The sequence below is a fragment of the Cupriavidus taiwanensis genome (assembly GCF_900250115.1).
GTDB lineage: Bacteria > Pseudomonadota > Gammaproteobacteria > Burkholderiales > Burkholderiaceae > Cupriavidus > Cupriavidus taiwanensis_B.
Genome location: NZ_LT984803.1, coordinates 808,499 through 828,991 on the forward strand (window position 1 = coordinate 808,499; position 20,493 = coordinate 828,991).

21 protein-coding genes and 1 other RNA gene are annotated in these 20,493 nt (G+C 62.4%); 15 read left to right on the plus strand and 7 right to left on the minus strand.

From position 1 onward, the window contains the following. Positions 1-4: 4 nt before the first annotated feature. From CBM2586_RS03945 to CBM2586_RS03985, 9 genes are all read left to right on the plus strand, one after another. The gene (locus CBM2586_RS03945; RefSeq protein WP_115686879.1) at positions 5-961 is read left to right on the plus strand and encodes a hypothetical protein; all 957 of its coding nucleotides are present in this window, start codon (positions 5-7) and stop codon (positions 959-961) included. A gap of 7 nt (positions 962-968) precedes the next feature. Beyond that, positions 969-2,090 (plus strand): hypothetical protein, encoded by a 1,122-nt coding sequence (locus CBM2586_RS03950; protein ID WP_115686880.1) that lies wholly within the window; start codon positions 969-971, stop codon positions 2,088-2,090. Further along, on the plus strand, positions 2,087-2,761 hold the full coding sequence (locus CBM2586_RS03955; protein WP_240988075.1) for a phage baseplate assembly protein V: 675 nt from the start codon (positions 2,087-2,089) through the stop codon (positions 2,759-2,761). Before CBM2586_RS03950 ends, CBM2586_RS03955 begins: the two co-directional genes overlap by 4 nt. After that, positions 2,758-3,138 (plus strand): phage tail protein, encoded by a 381-nt coding sequence (locus tag CBM2586_RS03960; RefSeq protein WP_115686881.1) that lies wholly within the window; start codon positions 2,758-2,760, stop codon positions 3,136-3,138. Before CBM2586_RS03955 ends, CBM2586_RS03960 begins: the two co-directional genes overlap by 4 nt. A 1-nt stretch (position 3,139) precedes the next feature. Then, positions 3,140-4,264, plus strand: a complete 1,125-nt coding sequence (locus CBM2586_RS03965; RefSeq protein ID WP_115686882.1) for a baseplate J/gp47 family protein — start codon at positions 3,140-3,142, stop codon at positions 4,262-4,264. Continuing rightward, positions 4,265-5,092: a hypothetical protein gene (locus CBM2586_RS03970; RefSeq protein ID WP_240988076.1), complete on the plus strand. Its 828-nt coding sequence runs from the start codon at positions 4,265-4,267 to the stop codon at positions 5,090-5,092. 11 nt (positions 5,093-5,103) lie between these two features. Next, positions 5,104-6,312, plus strand: coding sequence for a phage head spike fiber domain-containing protein (locus CBM2586_RS03975; protein WP_115686883.1), 1,209 nt, complete (start codon positions 5,104-5,106; stop codon positions 6,310-6,312). A 61-nt stretch (positions 6,313-6,373) separates the two neighbouring features. Beyond that, on the plus strand, positions 6,374-8,113 hold the full coding sequence (locus tag CBM2586_RS31950; RefSeq protein WP_240988077.1) for a hypothetical protein: 1,740 nt from the start codon (positions 6,374-6,376) through the stop codon (positions 8,111-8,113). Between the two features lie 2 nt (positions 8,114-8,115). Further along, positions 8,116-8,304 carry a hypothetical protein gene (locus tag CBM2586_RS03985; RefSeq protein ID WP_115686884.1) on the plus strand — a complete coding sequence of 63 codons (189 nt, stop codon included), beginning with the start codon at positions 8,116-8,118 and terminating at the stop codon, positions 8,302-8,304. 36 nt (positions 8,305-8,340) lie between these two features. Here the strand turns inward: CBM2586_RS03985 and CBM2586_RS03990 are convergent, their stop codons facing one another. Then, positions 8,341-10,938, minus strand: a complete 2,598-nt coding sequence (locus CBM2586_RS03990) for a glycosyltransferase (RefSeq protein ID WP_115686885.1) — start codon at positions 10,936-10,938, stop codon at positions 8,341-8,343. A 174-nt stretch (positions 10,939-11,112) separates the two neighbouring features. On the opposite strand from CBM2586_RS03990, the gene CBM2586_RS03995 reads away from it, so the two are divergent. From CBM2586_RS03995 to CBM2586_RS04010, 4 genes are read left to right on the plus strand one after another with little or no spacing between them, the layout of a single operon-like run. After that, on the plus strand, positions 11,113-11,511 hold the full coding sequence (locus CBM2586_RS03995) for a hypothetical protein (RefSeq protein WP_197723037.1): 399 nt from the start codon (positions 11,113-11,115) through the stop codon (positions 11,509-11,511). Next, positions 11,508-12,065, plus strand: coding sequence for a glycoside hydrolase family 19 protein (locus tag CBM2586_RS04000; protein ID WP_115686886.1), 558 nt, complete (start codon positions 11,508-11,510; stop codon positions 12,063-12,065). The genes CBM2586_RS03995 and CBM2586_RS04000 overlap by 4 nt, the downstream gene beginning before the upstream one ends. Then, positions 12,062-12,433: a hypothetical protein gene (locus CBM2586_RS04005; protein ID WP_115686887.1), complete on the plus strand. Its 372-nt coding sequence runs from the start codon at positions 12,062-12,064 to the stop codon at positions 12,431-12,433. The genes CBM2586_RS04000 and CBM2586_RS04005 overlap by 4 nt, the downstream gene beginning before the upstream one ends. After that, on the plus strand, positions 12,430-12,945 hold the full coding sequence (locus tag CBM2586_RS04010) for a DUF2514 family protein (protein ID WP_115686888.1): 516 nt from the start codon (positions 12,430-12,432) through the stop codon (positions 12,943-12,945). Before CBM2586_RS04005 ends, CBM2586_RS04010 begins: the two co-directional genes overlap by 4 nt. A 1-nt stretch (position 12,946) precedes the next feature. On the opposite strand, the gene CBM2586_RS04015 is transcribed toward CBM2586_RS04010, so the two are convergent. Then, positions 12,947-13,561, minus strand: coding sequence for a hypothetical protein (locus CBM2586_RS04015; RefSeq protein ID WP_115686889.1), 615 nt, complete (start codon positions 13,559-13,561; stop codon positions 12,947-12,949). A 118-nt stretch (positions 13,562-13,679) separates the two neighbouring features. Next, the gene (locus CBM2586_RS04020; RefSeq protein WP_115686890.1) at positions 13,680-14,087 is read right to left on the minus strand and encodes a hypothetical protein; all 408 of its coding nucleotides are present in this window, start codon (positions 14,085-14,087) and stop codon (positions 13,680-13,682) included. A 139-nt stretch (positions 14,088-14,226) separates the two neighbouring features. On the opposite strand from CBM2586_RS04020, the gene CBM2586_RS04025 reads away from it, so the two are divergent. Further along, positions 14,227-14,472: a hypothetical protein gene (locus tag CBM2586_RS04025; RefSeq protein ID WP_115686891.1), complete on the plus strand. Its 246-nt coding sequence runs from the start codon at positions 14,227-14,229 to the stop codon at positions 14,470-14,472. Between the two features lie 190 nt (positions 14,473-14,662). On the opposite strand, the gene ssrA is transcribed toward CBM2586_RS04025, so the two are convergent. The 4 genes from ssrA to ompA all read right to left on the minus strand — a co-directional run bounded on the left by ssrA (position 14,663) and on the right by ompA (position 17,304). After that, positions 14,663-15,021, minus strand: a transfer-messenger RNA (tmRNA) gene (ssrA, locus tag CBM2586_RS04030). Positions 15,022-15,106: 85 nt separating this feature from the next. Continuing rightward, positions 15,107-15,781: a phosphoglycolate phosphatase gene (gene gph, locus CBM2586_RS04035; RefSeq protein WP_115686892.1), complete on the minus strand. Its 675-nt coding sequence runs from the start codon at positions 15,779-15,781 to the stop codon at positions 15,107-15,109. Then, positions 15,778-16,536 (minus strand): bifunctional 2-polyprenyl-6-hydroxyphenol methylase/3-demethylubiquinol 3-O-methyltransferase UbiG, encoded by a 759-nt coding sequence (ubiG, locus tag CBM2586_RS04040; RefSeq protein WP_115686893.1) that lies wholly within the window; start codon positions 16,534-16,536, stop codon positions 15,778-15,780. Before ubiG ends, gph begins: the two co-directional genes overlap by 4 nt. 114 nt (positions 16,537-16,650) lie before the next feature. Next, entirely contained in the window at positions 16,651-17,304 is a 654-nt protein-coding gene (ompA, locus tag CBM2586_RS04045) for an outer membrane protein OmpA (protein ID WP_012352078.1), read from the minus strand. A 433-nt stretch (positions 17,305-17,737) separates the two neighbouring features. On the opposite strand from ompA, the gene gyrA reads away from it, so the two are divergent. Then, the gene (gene gyrA, locus CBM2586_RS04050) at positions 17,738-20,425 is read left to right on the plus strand and encodes a DNA gyrase subunit A (protein ID WP_115662785.1); all 2,688 of its coding nucleotides are present in this window, start codon (positions 17,738-17,740) and stop codon (positions 20,423-20,425) included. The last annotated feature ends 68 nt before the right edge of the window (positions 20,426-20,493 follow it).

Consider the following 20,493-nt stretch of genomic DNA (forward strand, 5'->3'; position numbering starts at 1 on the left):
ATGAATGGCTGATCTAGCGCTTTACCTGGGGGAAATGCAGTTCGATGGAACTGAGATCCCCCAGCAGATCGCCATTGGCGGCGAGCAGCGGCTCGTGACGCATGACTTGGTCGGCGGGCTGCGCGTGGTGGATGCCATGGGAGGCTTCTGCCTGCCGATCGAGTGGTCGGGCTGGCTGCGCGGGCAGGATGCGATGCAGCGCGCGCGCTACCTCGACACCATGCGGGCGCAGGGCAAGCCGCTGGCCCTGACGTGGTCCGAGTTCATCTATGCCGTTGTGATCCGGACCTTCCGGGCTGACTTCCAGCGGTTCTACCAGATGCCATACAGCATCGTGCTGGAGGTAGTCGAGGATCTTGGCCAGCCGGTCAGGTCTCTGTCAGAGGCCAGCATCGACAGCCTGATTGGCGGCGACATGCTGACGGCCGGCGGCATCGTGGATGCCCTGGGTATGCCCAGTATCACCAGCCTGTTCGGCGCGGTACAGACCGCGGTGGACGGCGTTTCCTCGTTCGCCAATGCCGCGCAGTCGACGCTCAATGGTGTCCTGCAGCCGATCGCGGCGCTGCGCAATGAAGCGCAGACGATCGTCGCGCAGGTGAATAACGTGCTGGTGAACGTGGTCACGGTGGGAGGCATCCTGCCGAACACGCCGATCGCGCAGCAGGTACAGAAGATCTCCAGCCAGATCCTGGCCGCGCAGCAGCTCCCGGCGCTGGTGAACCTCGATCGCGTCATGGGGCGCGTACAGGGCAACGTCGGCAGCGTCTACAACAGCGCGCGCCGCGAGACTGTCGCCGGCGGCAACCTGATGGACATGGCCGCGCAGATCTACGGCGACGCGATGGCATGGACTGGCCTCGCCAAGGCCAACGGCATGACCGATCCGGCCGTGACCGGCATTCAGGAACTGACTATCCCAGCCACCGCAGATACGAACGGCGGCATTCTGATCTCGTAGAGGTGCTATGCAGAACACGCTACCCGTCGTCCCGGCCGTCCGGGCGCCGCGCGGGATCGTGCAGATCTCTGGCGAGCAGGTGCAGGGCTGGGAAAGCTGGACCGTCTCGGTCAATACCTACTACCAGGCTGACACCTTTCGGGTGAAGTTCGCGGAATCGCTGCTCTCACCGCAGCGCGACGCGGCGTGGTTCTCGGCGCTGACGGAAGGTTTCGTCGAGGTCTTCGGCGGCTTCCCGCTGGACCCGGAGAACTACACCGAGACCGACCTCGACAGCCTGATCTACGGCCGGATCGATGACATCGAGTACGACCCGGCGCGACGCACGATTGAGCTCATCGGGCGCGACCTGACGGCGGTCTTCATCGACGCCAAGACCTCGCTCCAGTTCCAGAACCTGACCTCGTCGCAGATCGCGACGAAGCTGGCTGAATCGCATGGCCTGACTGCGGACGTTACGCCGACGAAGGAACTGGTCGGCACCTACTACGCGCGCGATCATGCCCGCATTGTGGAAGAGCGCAGCGAATGGGATCTGCTGACCTACCTTGCGGTGAACGAGGGCTATCTCTGCTACGTCAAGGGCAAGACGCTGTACTTCCACCCGCGGCCGACCGATCAGGGCGACCCCTACGTGATCCGCTGGGAGCCGCCAACCGATGAGCGCGCGGCTCGGCAGGCCAACGTGCAGGAAATGGAGTTCTCGCGCAGCCTGACCGTCGCCAAGGGCGTGTCTGTCGTCGTGCGGTCGTGGAACGCCAAGCAGAAGCAGGGATTCACCGCCTACTACCCGAGCAAGGGCAAGTCGATTCAGGCGGGCAAGGCCGTGCCGTTCGGTGGTGTGCAGGTCTACAGCTTCGTCTTCCCGGGCCTCACGCAAGACCAGGCGACGCAGAAGGCGATCGAGCTGCACCGCGAGATCACCTCGCACGAAATGAAGTTCTGGGCGCGGATGCCGGCCGACAACATCCTCAATCCGACGATGATGGTCCAGGTCGAGGGCACCGGGACGAAATTTGACCAAGCCTACTACCCGGTCTCGGTGACGCGCCAGATGAGCCTGATTGCTGGCTACTCGATGCGCGTCGAGGCCAAGAATTCCAACCCTGAGACGGTGCCCTCGCCATGATGCAGGCCATTCGAAACCAGATGGCGATGGCCGCGCAGCTTGCCCGGGGTGATGTGGCCGAGTCGCGCGCGGGCATCGTGCGCAGCTACGACCCGGACCGGGCCGCGGCGCGCGTGGAGTTCGTCGACCGCTCCAATACGAGCGACGACGAAGCGCTGTTCATCTCCGGATGGCTTCCGGTGACATCGCCGTGGGTGGGCAACGGCTGGGGCATGGATGCGCCGCCGAGCCCCGGCGATCAGGTCGAAGTGAAGTTCTTCGGCGGCAGCGTCGAGAACGGCTATGTCTGCGGGCGCTTGTACAGCGACGCCGACCGGCCGCCTGGCGCGCCTTCCGGTGAGTTCTGGGTGGTCCACAAGTCCGGCTCTTCGCTGAAGTTCAAGAACGACGGCACGGTCGAGGTGGTCGCGCACACGACGGCCAAGTACACGGCGCAGTTGCATCACTTCATCGGGCCGGTGCAGATGGATGACACGCTACTGGTCGAGGACACGATCACAGGTCAGGGTGGCATGGCCGTGACCGGCGACAACGGGACAGGAAAGTCCATGAGCATCAGCGGCGATACGCAATTCGCCGGCCAGGTATCGGCCAACGGTAAGCGCATCGACGACACGCACGGTCACTCTGGCGTACAGAGCGGCGGCAGCAATACGGGACCGGTGGTATGACGCAGCAACTCCTGAACGACATCGACCACTGGGCCGGCGTGGACATCGGCGTGTCCGCGACCGGCGATCTTGGCCGGTCCAGCGGCGAGACGCGGACCCAGCAGCGGATCGTGCGGCGCTTGGTGACGAACCCGGGCGACTACATGTTCCACCCTAAGTACGGCGCAGGCCTGCCAGCCAAGATCGGCGAGAACGCCGACCTACCGGCGCTGCGCGCGCTGATCCGCACGCAGGTGCTGATGGAAGCGGCCGTGGCGCGGCTGCCCGAACCTGAGGTCGATCTAGTGCAGATCAACTCCGGCTTCTCGATCACCATCCGCTACACCAGCGCCGACACGCGCAAGCCCATCACCCTCAGTTTCGACGTGAACCGCTGACATGGCACTAAGCACCCTCGATTTTGTCACCCTCGTCCGAAACCAGGTCACGGCCATCCAGGGCTATGCCAAGGTTCTAGTCGACCTCACCGTCGGATCGATCCTGCGCGCGATCGTCGAGGCGAACGCCGCGGTAACGATCTGGCTGCAGAGCCTGATCCTTCAGGTGCTGGCGATCACTCGCGCGGCGACGTCGAGCGGCGCCGACCTCGATTCATGGGTCGCTGACTTCGGGGTCTCTCGTCTGCCGGCCACCTTCGCAACCGGTCAGGTCACGTTCTCACGCTTCACGGCGACGCTGCAGGCTGTCGTGCCGGTCGGCTCCGTCGTCCAGACCGGCGATGGCACCCAGCAGTACACCGTGACGGCCGACACGACCAACCCCGCGTACAACGGCACGCTCGGCGGCTATGTCATGGCGCCGGGTGTGTCGAGCGTCAGCGCGCCCGTGGTCGCCGTGACGGCGGGCTCGGCCGGCAATGCCATTGCCGGCGCAGTCTCGACCATCGCTGGTGCGATCTCTGGCGTGGACACTGTCACCAACGCCGTCAGCTTCACGAACGGCTCCGACGCCGAAAGCGACCCCGCGCTGCGCACGCGCTTCATCGCCTACGTGGCGAGCCTGTCGAAAGCCACGAAGGCCGCCGTCGGCTACGCGATCACCTCGCTGCAGCAGGGCGTGACGTACTCGCTGGTCGAGAACGAGACCTACGGCGGCACTGCCCAGATGGGCTACTTCTACGCGGTGGTCGATGACGGCACCGGCGCCCCGGGCAGTACGTTTCTGTCGACGGTAGCCAACGCGATCGACGCCGTCCGTCCGCTGTGCAGCAGCTTCGGTGTCTTCGCGCCGGTGGTTGTGAATGCCTCCGTCGCCATGACGGTGGCCATCGCCGCCGGCTATGACGCCGCGGCGACGAAGACGCTGGTCTCGGACGCGCTCAAGAGCTACATCAATTCGCTGTCGCTCGGCCAGGCGCTGCGCTACTCGCGCTTGGCGCAGGTTGCCTACGATGCATCGCCCGGCGTGACGAACGTCACCGGCGTGACGTTGAACGGCGGCACGGCCGACCTGACGGCGACGGCAAAAGAAGTTGTCAAGTGGTCCTCCGTGACGGTGGCATAAATGGCAATCGGCGATCAAGACGATGTGTACCGCCGGCTACGCGGCTACCTGCCGCCGTGGTTCGGCGATGAGGCCGACACGCCGATCATAAATGGGCTGCTGAATGGCCTTGCCTATGCCGGCGCGTATGTCTACGGCCTACTGAGCTACGCAAGGCTGCAGACCCGTATCAAGACCGCGACCGACGGCTGGCTCGACATGATCGCGGCCGATTTCTTCGGCGACACGCTGCTGCGGGCTGCGAACCAGTCGGACGATTCCTTCCGCGCGCGGATCATCCTTAATCTGTTTCGTGAGAGGGCAACGCGGCTGGGGCTCATCCGGGTTCTGGAAGACCTGACTGGCCGGACGCCGATCGTGATCGAGCCGACGCGGCCGGCTGACACTGGTGCGTATGGTGTGCCGACCAGCGGCTACGGCTATGCGGGCGCCTATGGTTCGCTGTCGATGCCGTTCCAGGCGTTCGTGATCGCCTTCCGTCCCGCCGGGACAGGCATCCCGAACGTCGCGGGCTATGGCATCTCGACCGGTGCCTACAACACCGCCTCGCAGGCCGAATACGCCTCGCTGTCGATGATCCAAGGCGGCGTGACGGACGCCGACATCTACGCGGCAATCGACAGCGTCAAGCCGGTGGCAACCATCGTCTGGACATCGATCGTTCAATCGCTGCCGTCGCCTCCTGCGGTGATTCCGGGCATCGACGGCCCCTCGCTCGTGCTGGACTTCGCTGGCGCCTCGGATGACCCATCCGGCGTGAACTTGGTGATGGAATTCACCGGACAAACCTATCAGTCGATCGGCCAGTTCTACGGCGTCGTCGGCTAACAGGAAAAAAGATGCTTGTCTCTCGCAATTTCGTCGACCTCATCACCTTCTCGCGGTCTTCGCCGGCGTGGCGGTTTAATTCGTCCGGCATCTTGGTGCAAGAGACTGACGGTGTGCCGCGATTCGACTATGACCCTGTCACGCTGCAGCCGCGCGGGATGCTGATCGAGGAGGCGAGGACGAACTTGGTCCTCCGATCGTCTGAGTTCGATAACGCTTCATGGTCGAAATCAAACATGTCCGTGACGGCAAACGCTGCCACTGGGCCAGACGGCGCGATGTCGGCAGAGAAGATCATCCCGACGACCACCAGTGGCACGCATGGCGTGAACAACTCCAGTTCAACGGTGTCCGGCAGCACTATGTACTACTGGTCCGTGTTCGCAAAAGCAGGGGAGTACAAAAACGTCCGCCTCCGCGCCGCGGATTCTGTAGGTTTCCTGGGCGACATGATCGTTGATCTTACGACGGGGATCATTTCCAACCCGTCGCCAACGGCGATTGCGCAGCCATTGGGGGGTGGGTGGTATCGCCTGACAATCGGATTCACTACCAATGCGTCACCGACAAGCATCACGCACGGCGTTTGGGTGTATGACAACACCGGGGGGGCGACTTTCTCCGGTGATGGTACCAGTGGGCTCTATGTGTTTGGGGCCCAGCTCGAACAGGGAGCATTCCCAACGAGCTACATCACTACGGTAGGCGCAACTGCAACACGGGCCGCAGACGTCGCCAGCATCACTGATCTTGGGAAAATCGGATTCAATCCGGCTCAAGGGACGCTATATGCGGAAACTAGGGTCGGCGCGCTTGGCAATAGCGCCTCAGCCAATACTTTCCCTCACATGGCTTGCTTCGCAAAAGGGGCAAACATTGGGGTGGGCGACTATATCGGGCTGCGGATTTCTCAGCCAGACGCAGTCCACGTCAACGTAGGAAACGCTGGAGTATTCAACAGCGTGGTGCCGCCCGGCAGCGCAACCACCGTTGGCGCGACCGAGAAAGTGGCAGCGGCAGGTCAAGGTGCAAGCATCGTGGCGGCCCGGAATGGTTCTGTGAGTGCTGCTATCACCTCAAGGACATGGCCGGTTGATGTTGATACCCTCTGGATCGGCTCGCAAGTCGGCAACACGCGCTTCTGGAATGGCTGGATTCGAGCGCTGCGCTACTACCCACGCCGCCTCTCGGACGCCGAACTCCAGGCGCTGACCGCCTAATCACCCGCAACGCATTACAAGGCCGCCGACTCCGGTGGCCTTTTTCATTTCCGGAGCCGCAATGGATCGTCAGATCATTTACCCGGGCCAGATCCCCCTTGAGACGGATCTGCTGAACACGAACAAGAACACCATGATCGCGGTGGCGAAGCTGGCCGCTGCGCTGCTCGGCACTGCGACGGTGGTGAATGGCCTCGCGACCGTGCCGACCAGCCCGGCGTCGCTGCAGGTGAACGTGAACCCGGGCGAGATGTACAGCCTGGCCAACGTCGATGCGACGGCCTATTCGTCGGTGCCTGCGGACACCGCCCACAGCATCCTGAAGCAGGGCATCTCGCTCGACGCGGTCACGCTGAGCTGCCCGGCGCCTGTGACCGCCGGCCAGAGCGTCAACTATCTGATCCAGGCATCCTACTCGGACTCGGATCAGGGCCTCGTGACGCTGCCCTACTACAACGCCAGCAACCCGTCGCAGGCGTGGTCCGGGCCGGGTAACTCGGGCGCCCAGCAGGCAACCGTGCGCAAGGGCATCGTCAACATCTCGGCAAAGGCTGGCGTTGCGGCCACGACCGGCAGCCAGACGACCCCGGCGCCGGATGCTGGCTACACCGGCCTCTACGTTGTGACGGTGGCCAACGGCCAGTCGACAATCACCGCGGCGAACATCACGCAGGCGGCAAACGCGCCGATCCTGCCGACCGACCTGCTGCACGCCATTCAGGCCAACTCGCTGGTCACCGCGGTCGACACCGGCTCGGCGAACACCTACGTCGTCAGTTTCTCGCCTGCGGTCACCGCGCTGACCGACGGCATGGTGCTGTGGTTCAAGGCCAAGACCGCGAATACCGGCGCCTCGACGCTGAACGTCAATGGACTGGGCGCCTCGCCCATGGTCGGGGGTGCTCACTCGGCGCTGCAAGGCGGCGAGATCGTTGCCAACGGGAAAGCCTGCGCAGTCTGGCGGGCTGACATCAGCTCGTGGGTGCTTCTGAAGTGCACGGGTGGGGCTGTTCAGGTCGGAGCTGGGTCGGCAAGCAACCATGCTCCAAACATGAGCCAGGTTTCGGGCATCGCTGGCGCCGCTCGAAACCTCGCAATGAGCGTGCCCTCGGCATCCGCCACGGCAACCTTGACGGCTGACGAAATCGTCGTCGAGACGGCCTTGGGAGGGGTGCGGTACTGTCTGGCAAATTTCAGCCAAGCCATCAACCTGGGAACCACGGGCGCGGGTGGCATGGACACGGGTTCTGCGCCGGCGAACGGCTACGTCGCGCTATACGCGGCGTATAACCCCACGACCAACGCCCGAACGATATTCGCCCAAAACGCCACGGCTGGCGCAGTCGGCAACGTGTATGGGGGTGTCAATGCGCCGGCGGGGTACACGGCAACGGCGCTTGTCAGCGTGTGGCGCACCAACGGTAGCGGCCAACTCGTCGCCGGCTTTCAGGTCGGGCGCGTCATCGGCATTGCTGCTACGCAAGCATTTACCACCAACGGCACCGTAGGCTCTCCGACGCCCGTATCGGTTTCTGGCATCATCCCCGCCAACGCGAAAGCTGTGACAAGCGGCTCAATGCAAGCGGGTTCGACCGCTACGTCAACCGTTGCGTTGACTATTTCTGGGCACAGCAGTCATGCCGGCGGAGTTTCGGCATCGTTCGCAACGAACAGCGCCCAAGCGTACACGGTGCCGATGCCGGAGATTCAGATTCTCACTCCGCAAACGATCTATTACACATCGACAAACACTGCCGGTACGCCGACCTTCATTGCCAACATTTCTGGGTACAGGATTTAAACATGACTATCCATGTTCAGTTCTCCGATGAGCAACAGGCAGTGATCGTCAGTTGCTTCAATACGTCGCAAGACCCGGAATACTGGCCCAACCAAGGGGTCGTGACCAGCGATGATCCGCGCTGGCACGCATACTATGAGAGCCTGCCGGAGACCTTCCGGCAATACCTCCCTGCGCCGACTGCTGAGTGACCAAAATGAGAAGGGCGGCATAAAGCCGCCCTATCTTCACTTCTCGTAGGCCAGTTGCATGAATGGCGTTGGCTGCAGGAATTTCATGCCAAGCCATTTACGGTTGATGAACTCATAGACGTACACCGGCGTAGTCGATTTGACGAACAGGCGGATCGCCCATGACTCGCCGTTTTTGATGTGTACATTGGAAAGCTCGAACCGCACCGGCTCATCCAACTTCAGTAACTTCAGGTCGAGAACGCGGTGGTCTTTGATTTCGTTGTCCGGAGTAATGATCTCTACCCCGATTTGCCCGCGCTGCACGGCATCTACGGAGAGCGCAAAGAGGACTGCCTCGAGCTTTCCGGCAGGGGGGGTGATTACGTATTCGCGGTAGGTCGTCTCGTGGAGAGAATCGCTGAGTTCCAACGATGAGCCTGCCCGGCGCCATCCGTTCTTCTCGCTCGATTTTTTCAGCAAGTAGAAGTTCGGAGAGACCGCTTCCCACAAATCGGTGCTCTTCCGCAATATCCGGTGGCGCCACGAATAGCGCATCATCCGGCGATACTCGGATAGCTGGGCCGCCTGGTTGTCGATGGGTGCTGCGCTCTCCTCGATAGATGGCAGTCCGGTGGTTTGCCTGAACCACGCGGCCAGTCCATGCAAGCGCCGGGCCTGTTCGGCCCAGCTGGTTTCGCCGCCATGCCGGCTCATCATGTTCCGAATCGAGATGACGTTATCCGAGCCGGAGAAGCTGTCGGCACAAAACTTCTTGTTTCGGTCTTTGATCTCAGTGAGATTGAACTTGCCACCGAGCAACGCGTTGAAGGTTCGATACCAGGAAATCGGTTTTAGTGCATCCGTGACAACGACGGCGTTGCCGAATTCTGTGATCTGATCATATGGTTGCCCGTCAGGTACAACCGCCACAGTATCAAGAAGACGCGCTGCTACCATCGGGTGCAGAGTCTTGTATGCGTTGTTCTTCGTATCGCTTGGCGCATGCACCATGAAGTCCGGCTGAAAGCGCGCAAACCTCCGCATCGCAAAGAGATATCCGGTCTCGAATGGGAGGGAAGTGATCCGCAAATTGTCAGGGAGCGTCTTCGTCGCATCTTCGTAATGAAGCGCGTCTGATTCTGGCGCGACCAAATGGATCATTGCGCCTTCTTCGGCGAGCCGCTTCAAAGCCGGTACAACGATCTCCCATAGTCCTCGCGCGCGGTGCGACCCGCCTGCAAAGACAATGGTTACCTCGCCCTTTATTTTCGGCTCAACGTGGTCGACGCTGACTGGATTTTGGGCGGCGAACGAAACGGGGAAGTAGAAGGGGTTCTTGTGGAGCAGATTTTCTTCGAAGTAAGAGACAAGCGCCCTGCTCGTCAGTAACACCCCATCAAAGAGCCTTACGTCCTCACGGAACTTGACCAGTCGATAGTCTTCGTATGGAACAGTCATTTCACCCTGCTCGACTAGCAGGGGGAGATTGTCGTCCATGTACAGGTACATCGGAACGCCAAGAGCTTTCCCGGCGTCGACCCACGACCTGAAGGCATTGATGTGCCTAACGAATATCACGCATGTTGCCCGCGCCATCTCTTCGACGCCGAACCAGCTGTTGTACGTGATCACCCGTATGCGTCGCGCCACCTCATGAGGCAGCATGTCGAAGCAAAGATAGGTGGAGGCGTCGTAGTGGAGCGTTACGACGAGAATGCAACCTTCCTCATTGGCGTTGCCATAGCGCACAGGCAATGGCCACCCGCGCGGAGTCGCGTGTTTTTTCGCGGTTGACTCAATGACCGCCTGAGTATTTAAGCTGAACGACGGGTCACCAGCCAGTACTTCGTATTCGCCGAGATTGTCCGGCTTCAGTTGCTCGTTTCGCGGGCTGCGCATCCATTCAGAGACGGCCCAGCTATCCAGCGCGTAGGTGTTACCCAGGCTGTCGTTGGTCAATGGGCCATCTTCACGGCCCACGGCGACGTCGACAAAACGAATTTCGTAGCGCTCAGCCACGCGGCACCACAGATCCCAGTCGCAGACGCGGGCGATGATGGCATGTGGATCATAGAAGCCTACATCCTCGATGATCTTTCGGGGTAGCAGCACACCGTTGTTAGGTATTGCGTTCCCCGTGCGTAGCAGTCCCTGGGACCTATTTGAACCGAGGCGCATGGTGACGATCTCACCCGTCTTCGGCTCCTTATATGACCACTCAATGTGGCCGTAGATCATCGCGTGGGGAGTCTTTTCTGATTCCTCTACGAGCTTTTCGAGCGCGTCCTTATTGAAGGACGTGTCGTCGAAGGCAAAGGCAAACCTGTCGGCGCGAGCCCGTAAGAAACCTTCGTATTCGGAGATTGCCGGAAGACCGATATTCTTTGTATGACGCAAGCAGCTGACCCGACCATCCCGTTCTTGGAACTCGGCGATTTGGTCGGCTGTTCCATCGGTGCTCGCGTCATCGATGATGATCAGCTCAAGATCTTCGAGCGTTTGCGAAAGCAACGATTCTACGCAGCGCCTGAACAAGCCGCTCTTGCCGCGGCGAAACGTCGGCAGCAGCACAGAGACCCGAGGTTTTATGCTCGCGTCGTAGGTTGCGCCTGGTAGCCATACTGTCTCCCGAACCAAGTCCTTTACGCGCATTCAGGTGCCTTCTTCATAGAATTTTTGATGGTCGCGGCCGAGTATAGCAAAACACTATGCTCGGCTTTGATTGGCGGTTGGGGCTAATTCGCTGCCTCAATCACCCTGCAACGGCGCCGAGCGTCAACTGCATTGCCCGCCAAAGAGCGGGCTTTTTCACATCTGGGGTCTTACATGTCCGAACCAATCAGCGGCAGCGCCGCGGCCGGCGCGGCGGGCGCTGCTGCATTCAAAGCCTTTGGTGGGCCGGCGGCGGTAGCCGCTGGTGCATCAGGCCTTGCCGCACTCGTTGTGATGATGATGATGACACCACGAAGCCCACGAGAATGGGCGGTAGGGATGATCTCTACCGTCGTATCGAGCGTCGCCGGCGGCGCGTTTGTTGTGCAGAAGTTCGAGTTGCAGGCCTGGACGCATGACTACATCGGACTGGTTGCCCTGTTCGGCGTTGTCTTCGCCTGCGGGCTGCCGGGCTGGGCGATCGTCCGGTGGCTGTTCAACTTCATCGAGAAGCGGAAGGCAATGGATCTGTCCGAGGTGATCGAGGAAGTCCGCAAGGGGCTGGGCAAATGATCACCTCGAAGATCTTGAGCGCGATCATGCCCGGCGCGGGCCGTCGAGCCGATACGTTCCTCGTGCCGCTGACCGACGCCATGACCCGTTTTGACATCGACACGCCGGCTCGCGCGGCTGCTTTCCTTGCGCAAGTCGCCCACGAGTCCGGCCAACTGGTCTACGTGAAGGAGATCTGGGGGCCGACCGGCTCCCAGCGCCGGTACGAGGGCAGGGCGGATCTCGGAAACACGCAGGCCGGTGACGGCAAGCGGTTCATGGGCCGGGGTCTGATCCAGATCACCGGGCGCCGGAACTACCTGCTTTGCGGCCGCGGCCTCGGCCTTGACCTGGTGACGATGCCGGAACTGCTCGAACAGCCGATGGCTGCGGCGGCGTCCGCCGGCTGGTACTGGCAGTCGAACAACCTGAACCGGTTCGCCGACTCCGGCGACTTCAAGGCGCTGAGCATCGCGATCAACGGGCGGAACAAAGCAACGGGCCTGCCGAACGGCTGGGATGACCGACTGAAGTACTGGGCGCGCGCGAAGGTCGCGCTGGGGGTTGCAGCATGAGCAAAGCAAAGATCGTCCGCGACAGCGACGGGCTGTTCTACGGCATCAAGTTTCTGTGCCCTGGCTGCACTTGGGATGACGGCACCCCAATGACGCGCATCCTGCCGGTAACGTGGCGTCCCGAAGGTGAAACACAAGAATCGCCTCACTCAGCCAGCAAGCCCCACTGGTCGTTCAATGGTGACTTCGATAAGCCGGTCTTCGGGCCGTCCGTTCTGAGCACTTATCCGCGGCCTGAAGGCCAGTACACGTGTCATTCGTTCGTCGGATGCAATGGCGCTGCACCTGGCCAGATCACGTTCTTGGGCGACAGCACGCACGCGCTGGCCGGCCAGACGGTCGAACTTCCAGAGATCGCCGAGTCATGATCCCGATCCCCGCAAACATCCCATGGCGCGCGATCGGCGCCGGCGCGCTGGCCGCGGCCCTGTTCTCAGGCGGCTGGGTCGTCAATGGCTGGCGCGTGGGCGCTCAGCTCGAGCAAATGAGGGGCGACCGAGAGAGGGCCGCCAAGTCAGCTGCCTTCGACCAGGTCAAAGCCGTCGACCGGGCCCGCGCCGAAGAACAACGCCGCACTGCGGCTCAGACGGAGATTGCCAATGTCGCCATCAAGGACGCCGAGCGCGCGCGGGATGATGCTCGCACTGCTGCCGCTACTTCTGACCGCCTGCGCCAGCGAATCGCTGATCTCATCGCCAGCGCCGGCCATCCCGCCGCTGCAACCGGCAGCCCGCCAGCCGGCGATCCCATCGGAATGCTTGCCAACGTGCTCGAGCGCGCTGACCGCCGCGCGGGAATCCTGGCTGAATACGCTGACGCCGCTCGAATCGCCGGCCTTGCCTGCGAGCGTAGCTACGACGCGCTGACGCCGGCGCAGTAGCCTACCGCCTGAACCGCTTCGCCGGGACAGCGCCCGGCCTCTTCACCTTAATCCAGTCGATAGACCGCTCTCCAGCCCGGTACACCGACCCGGTGCGCTTTCCAACCATCCCCTCCAAGTGCAGCCCCAGTACTGCCTCGTATAGCCAGACGCCGTTCTCGACGTCTTGTACGTACAGCAGACTGGGCCGCTCGCCTGCTAGCAGTTTGCGCAGCGCCGCCTTGCGTTTCTCAACGGGCAGGCCGCGTAGATCCTTTCCCCCGCCCACCAATAGGTCGAAGACGCAATAGACGACCGGATTTGCGCCCGCATGCCAGCCGCGGCGAAGCGCCCGCGCGTGCAACAGGTTGAAGTCCGAGCGGCCCAGATCATCTAGGACGCAGACCTCGCCGTCGATGATGTTGCCTTCCGGCAGGGCCGAGAGCGTGTCGATCAGTTCCGGAAACCATCGCGTCGCGTCCGCGCCGCCTTTGGTCTTCAGTTGCACCTGTCCCGTGCTGGCCAGCGCCCTGTAGCCGTCGTACTTGATCTCCCACAGCCATTGGCCGGTGGCCGGCAGCGTCTTCCGCTCCGTCAGCAGCATAGGCTGCAGTTCGGCCAGCGTCGGCGCGACCATGGTCTGCCTCCTGCGTAGTGAATCTGTGAACCGCCGACCGCCGCAGTAGAAGGAATTGGAGTGGCGGTAGAGGTTCTGGTATGCGCCTAGTGTCAGCCCGCGCCTCCGGCCGGCGGTATCAGGCGCTGTCCGACATGCCGGGCCGGACCGGTATGACGCGCCGAGCCTTCTCGACCACGCGTTCGTGCTTCTCCTGCGCCTCCTCCCAAGTCAGCGATTCGAACGTCTGATTGATCCCGCCTGCCCGAAGGCAGGTCCAGAACATCGGTGGCTTCTCATCGTGCATGCTGCCCCAGCCCGAAAAGTAGGTCCAGACAGTGGCGTTCCGCTCGGGGAGTTCATCCCGTATCTGATAGCCCTTTCCCTCCCAACTCGTCCATCGCGCGTAGGCGCCGAAGTCATAGACGCGCACCGGCGTACCAGTTGCGTCCAGGATGTACTTGCGATCCCAGTTCAGGTCGATTGGGCATGGCTCGTAGCCATCAGCGGGCTCGTGCGGCCGAGGCATGGGCGAGAGACGGGGCATTGTGGACCCTCCTTGTCAGGTACTGGCAACAGCACAGTGCCATGGCTATACTGTACAAATATACAGTACCGACGGCACCAAGGCGAGGCGCCGCCGGGTTGGCCACGTTGGTAAGAATCATGCGCAGAGGGGCAAAAAAATGACGACTGAAGATTTGAGAGAAGGCGGTGGACTGGAGGAAGCCAAGAGGATCGCGGAGGGGGTCGCCGGGATCTTCAGTGCGATGCAGGCGCTCTGCGTGTCCGACCCGGAGGTGGAATCGCTCTGCCAGGTTGGCGTGGCCTTGTCCCAGAACCTCAACAACGAATTAGAGGTAGCGGCGGCCGAAGGGAAAATCGTTCGGCGAATCCCAGTGATTGGAACGGCGACGCTGACTGAGGGGTGATACTGATAAAGCGTATGCGAGGACGTGTGCTAATCGCACACGCCCTCGCACATACATCATCTGGGAAGTTATCGCCCAAGTTTGCCGATTTGGGCGAATGTGGAAACGCATGCACACATACGAGCACACATGTTAGCTTGTGCAACCCCTTGAAAAGTAAGGCAAGTGCTTGTTTTTCAAGGGGGAAAGATGGTGGAGCCGGCGGGAATCGAACCCGCGTCCGCAAGCCCTCCACAGAGAGTTCTACATACTTAGTTCTGTCATTTGATTTAACCGGCGCATCGCGGACGAACACGCTCTACGACGGCGAGTCACTAGGTTTTCGTCCCCGGCTTCGTGACCCTTCCGGAGCTTATCTGACGTAAATGACCTCGCGTGGTCTTGCGACCCTAGCCCGTCAGCGAGCCAGTGCGAGGACGGCGGCCCTTAGGCTGCCAGTGCGTAACGTTCGTCGTTAGCAGTTATTGCATTCCCATTGATTAACGAGGTGACGGGTCCTCGGTATGCCCTCCACTGCTTTGTAACCCACGTCGAAACCAGGTCGGCCCCAGTGAGGAAGCTGGATTGTACCCGGTTGGACGCAAGCTGTCTTGGGGAGTTCCAGGCCGGGTCCGCGGATACTGCCAGCGCACTTTCAGGCGATCGCGGCGGGCACCAGCAGCGGGATCAGCTCCGCCGGGTGGCGGACCAGGTGGTCCGCGCCCCAGGCCTCGGGCGGGTCGCCGTCGCCGCAGTAGCCATAGGCGGCGGTCACGGTGATCATGCCGGCAGCCTTGCCGGCCTGGATATCGCGCAGGTCGTCGCCCACATAGACGCAGCGGCTCGGGTCGACGCCGGCACTCGCGGCGGCGTGCAGCAGCGGGGCGGGGTGGGGCTTTGCGTGCGGCGTGGTGTCGCCGCTGACCACGGCGCTGGCGCGGGGCGCCAGGCCGATCGCGGCGACCAGCGGCACCGTGAAGCGCGCGATCTTGTTGGTCACGATCCCCCACGGGATGCCCGCCGCCTCCAGCGCGGCCAGCACCTGCGGCATGCCGTCGAACAGGCGCGTGTGCACCGCGATTTCGGCTTCGTAGTAATCCAGGAAGGTATCGCGCAGGGCGGGAAATTCCGCGTCTTCCGGACGCAGGCCGAAAGCGGCGCCCAGCAGTCCGCGCGCGCCATGCGAGGCCACGGGGCGCAGCTTGTCATAGGCCACGGGCGCGCGGCCGTGCTCGACCACCAGCCGGTTTGCCGCCGCAGCGAGGTCCGGCGCGGTGTCGGCGAGGGTGCCGTCGAGGTCGAAGAAGACGCCTGCGATTGCCGCGCTCATGCAGCCACCCGGCGGAACGCCATCAGGTAGTTCACGTCCGTGTCGCGGCCCAGCGTATAGACCTGCGACAGCGGGTTGTAGGTCATGCCCCGCATCTCGACCAGGTCCAGGCCGGCGTGGCGCGCGAAGCGGGCCAGTTCGGAGGGCGTGATGAACTTTTCGTAGTCGTGGGTGCCGCGCGGCAGCATGTTGAGCACGTATTCGGCGCCGACGATGGCCAGCAGGTACGCCTTCAGGTTGCGGTTGATGGTCGAGAAGAACACATGGCCGCCCGGCCGCACCAGCATCGCGCACGCCTGCACGATGGAGGCCGGGTCCGGCACGTGTTCCAGCATTTCCATGCAAGTGACCACATCCACGCCGGCTGGCTCGCGCGCGGCCAGCGCTTCGGCAGCGATCTCTTCGTAGGTCACGGCGACGCCGGACTCCAGGCTGTGCAGGTCGGCCACCTTCAGCGCCTTGCTGGAGAGATCGATGCCGCGCACGGTGGCGCCGAGGCGGGCCATGCTCTCGGACAGGATGCCGCCGCCGCAGCCCACGTCGACCACCCGCTTGCCCGCCAGTCCGGCGATGCCATCGATCCAGCCCAGGCGCAGCGGGTTCAGCTCGTGCAGCGGCTTGAACTCGCTCTGCGGATCCCACCAGCGGTGGGCCAGTTCGCTGAACTTGTCGATTTCCTTGGGGTCGGCATTCCGGCGCGGCGGGTGCTGGCTGGCGGCGTCGGCTGCGGGGAGGGTTTGCGATTGCAACGTCATCGTATGCGAGTCCGGCGGCGCTGGCCGGGCGGGTGAAGGAAAGGACAGTCGGGGCAACTGTACCAAAAAAAAAGCCCAGCTTGCGCTGGGCTTCTTGGATCGGAAGGGTTCCGATTAACGTGCGCTGCGGGTGCCGACCACTTCGACTTCCACGCGGCGGTTCGGCTGCTGGCAGGCGATCTGCGACTTGCGGTTGCCCTTGCACGACTTCGGATCAACCTTCAGCTGGCGCTTGCCCTTGCCTTCGGTGTAGACGCGGTTGGCTTCGACGCCCTTGCTCACCAGGTAAGCCTTGACCGATTCAGCGCGGCGGATCGACAGGCGATCGTTGTACTTGTCCGAGCCGAACGAGTCGGTGTGGCCAACGGCGATGATGACTTCCAGGGTGATGCCTTGCAGCTTCGAGACCAGGTCGTCCAGCTTGGCCTTGCCTTCGGGCTTCAGCACAGCCTTGTCGAAGTCGAACAGGGTGTCAGCAGCGAAAGTGACCTTCTCGCTCGAGACGACCGGCGGGGCCACCGGAGCCGGGGCCGGTGCCGCTACGGCCGGGGCCAGGGCGCCATCGCACAGCGCGTTGGCCGTGGCCGGGGTCCAGGAGCTGTCGCGCCAGCAGAGCTCGTTCGTGCCATTCTTCCACACGTACTCGCTCGTACCGTTGCCCCAGTTGTCGTTCACTGCCTTCTTTTCATAAGGGACGGACTGAGCTTGAGCGGATGCAGCCATTACTGCGGTAGCTGCAACGAGCGCGAGCTTGGCAAATTTTTTCATATTTCTCCTCTCAGGATGAGATCACCGCAGGGTTACTGCGAGCAAATGGACGAAAACAAGTCATACATTCTTCGGAGTATAACATTCTCGATGTGGCGGATGCTCCACTTCGAACAATGTCTGGCTCTTCGCTGGGGAATTGTGCCACAAGGGTCGTTTCCTAAGAAGTAAATATATTCGATTCGCCGCATGGGTTTTGGGCCTGTGGTGTTTGTGCAACATGGGTCTTGTGTCACCCGCAAAGCCTTGTGGCATCAGGGATTCCGGGTTTCGGCGGCGGCCTCCGCGGGGCGCTGCGGGCCCTGTCCGGAGAGCGCCGGGCAGGGGGTGCCGGCATGTTAGAATGGCACGTTGCCCAGCCGTCGGGCGCCCATCGGCGCCACGTGCCAACGGCCTGTCATTTGCTTAAACCTGCCGCATAAACCACGCCGCAATGGATCCATTCGCAAAAGAAACCCTTCCGGTCTCCCTAGAAGAGGAAATGCGCCGCTCCTACCTGGATTACGCCATGAGCGTGATCGTCGGGCGCGCGCTTCCCGATGTCCGGGATGGCCTGAAACCGGTGCACCGGCGCGTGCTGTTTGCGATGCACGAGCTCAACAACGACTGGAACCGCGCCTACAAGAAGTCGGCCCGTATCGTCGGGGATGTGATCGGTAAGTACCACCCGCACGGCGATACCGCAGTCTACGACACCATCGTGCGCATGGCGCAGGACTTCTCGCTGCGCTACATGCTGGTCGACGGCCAGGGGAATTTCGGTTCGGTGGACGGTGATAACGCCGCGGCCATGCGTTATACCGAAATCCGCCTGTCGAAAATCGCCCACGAGATGCTGCATGACATCGACAAGGAAACCGTCGATTTCGACAGCAACTACGACGGCTCCGAAAAAGAGCCTTCGATTCTCCCCGCGCGTATTCCCAATCTGCTAATCAATGGTTCGTCGGGTATTGCGGTGGGCATGGCCACCAATATCCCGCCGCATAACCTGAATGAAATCGTCGACGGTTGCCTGCACCTGTTGCGCAACCCGCAGGCGACCGTGGACGAGCTGATTGAATTGATTCCGGCTCCGGATTTTCCGACCGCCGGCATTATCTATGGCATTCAGGGCGTCCGCGAAGGCTACCGCACGGGCCGCGGCCGCGTGGTGATGCGGGCCAAGACGCACTTCGAGGATATCGATCGCGGCCAGCGCCAGGCCATCATCGTCGACGAGCTGCCGTACCAGGTCAACAAGCGCACCCTGCTGGAGCGCATCGCCGAGCTGGTCACCGAGAAGAAGATCGAAGGCATCTCGGATATCCGCGACGAGTCGGACAAGTCCGGCATGCGGGTGGTGATCGAGCTCAAGCGCAACGAGGTGCCCGAGGTCGTTCTCAACAACCTGTATAAGAACACCCAGCTGCAGGATACCTTCGGCATGAACATGGTGGCGCTGGTTGACCGCCAGCCTCGCCTGCTGAACCTGCGCCAGATGCTGGAGTACTTCCTGGCGCACCGCCGCGAGGTCGTTACCCGCCGCACGGTGTTCGAGCTGCGCAAGGCACGCGAGCGCGGCCATGTGCTGGAAGGCCTGGCGGTGGCGCTGGCCAACATCGATGAATTCATCGCCATCATCAAGGCCGCCCCGACGCCGCCGATCGCCAAGCAGGAACTGATGAGCAAGGCGTGGGACTCCGCGCTGGTCCGCGAGATGCTGGCCCGGGCCGAGGGCGAAACCCCGGGTGGGCGCTCGTCGTACCGGCCGGACGGGCTGCCGGCGGTGTTCGGCATGCAGGCCGACGGCCTGTACAGGCTGTCCGACGGCCAGGCGCAGGAAATCCTGCAAATGCGCCTGCAACGCCTCACTGGCCTTGAACAAGACAAGATCGTCCAGGAATATCGCGACATCATGGCGGAAATCGCCGACCTGCTCGATATCCTGGCACGTCCGGAGCGCATTACCACCATCATCATCGACGAACTCACGGCGATCCGCGCCGAATTCGGCGATGAGCGGCGCTCGCAGATCGAGCTGAACGCTACCGAGCTGGACACCGAGGACCTGATCACTCCACAAGACATGGTGGTCACGCTGTCGCACAGCGGCTATATGAAGAGCCAGCCGATCTCCGAATACCGTGCGCAGAAGCGCGGCGGCCGGGGCAAGCAGGCGACGGCGACCAAGGAAGACGACTGGATCGACACGCTGTTCGTGGCCAATACCCATGACTACATCCTGTGCTTCTCCAACCGCGGCCGGCTGTACTGGCTGAAGGTCTATGAGGTGCCGCAGGGCTCGCGCAACTCGCGCGGCCGGCCGATCGTCAACATGTTCCCGTTGTCGGAAGGCGAGAAGATCAATGTCATCCTGCCGGTGCGGCAGTTCGACGCCGAGCACTTCATCTTCATGGCGACCGCGCGCGGCACGGTCAAGAAGACCGCGCTGACGGAATTCTCCAACCCGCGCAAGGCCGGCATCATCGCGGTCGACCTCGACGAAGGCGACTACTTGATTGGTGCGGCGGTGACCGACGGCCAGCACGACGTGATGCTGTTCTCGGATGCCGGCAAGGCGGTGCGTTTCGACGAGAACGATGTGCGTCCGATGGGCCGCCAGGCGCGCGGCGTGCGCGGCATGAACCTGGAAGACGGCCAGGCCGTGATCGCGATGCTGGTGGCGCCGGCCGAGACCGCTGAAGAGTCAGCCGACGCGGGCGTGCGCGGCAGCGTGCTGACCGCGACCGAGAACGGCTACGGCAAGCGTACCCCCATCGCCGAGTACACTCGACATGGCCGTGGCACCAAGGGCATGATTGCGATCCAGACGAGTGAGCGCAACGGCCGTGTGGTGGCCGCTGCACTGGTTTCGCCCGAGGACGAAATCATGCTGATCACTACCGGCGGCGTACTGATCCGTACCCGCGTGGCGGAAATCCGCGAGATGGGCCGCGCCACCCAGGGTGTCACGCTGATCAACGTCGACGAGGGCACCAAGCTGTCCGGACTGCAGCGCATCGTCGAAAGCGATGCCGACAACGGCGGCAACGGCGAGGAGCCGGACGAGGCCGAGGGTGCGGAACGCGCCGAGGGCGCTGAAGGTGCCGCAGGTGCGGATGCCGACGCGAAGCCTTAAGACCAAACGTAAATTGTTGCAACAAAAGGACGCCAGCCGGAACTCGCCTCGCGGCTGTCCGGACTAAA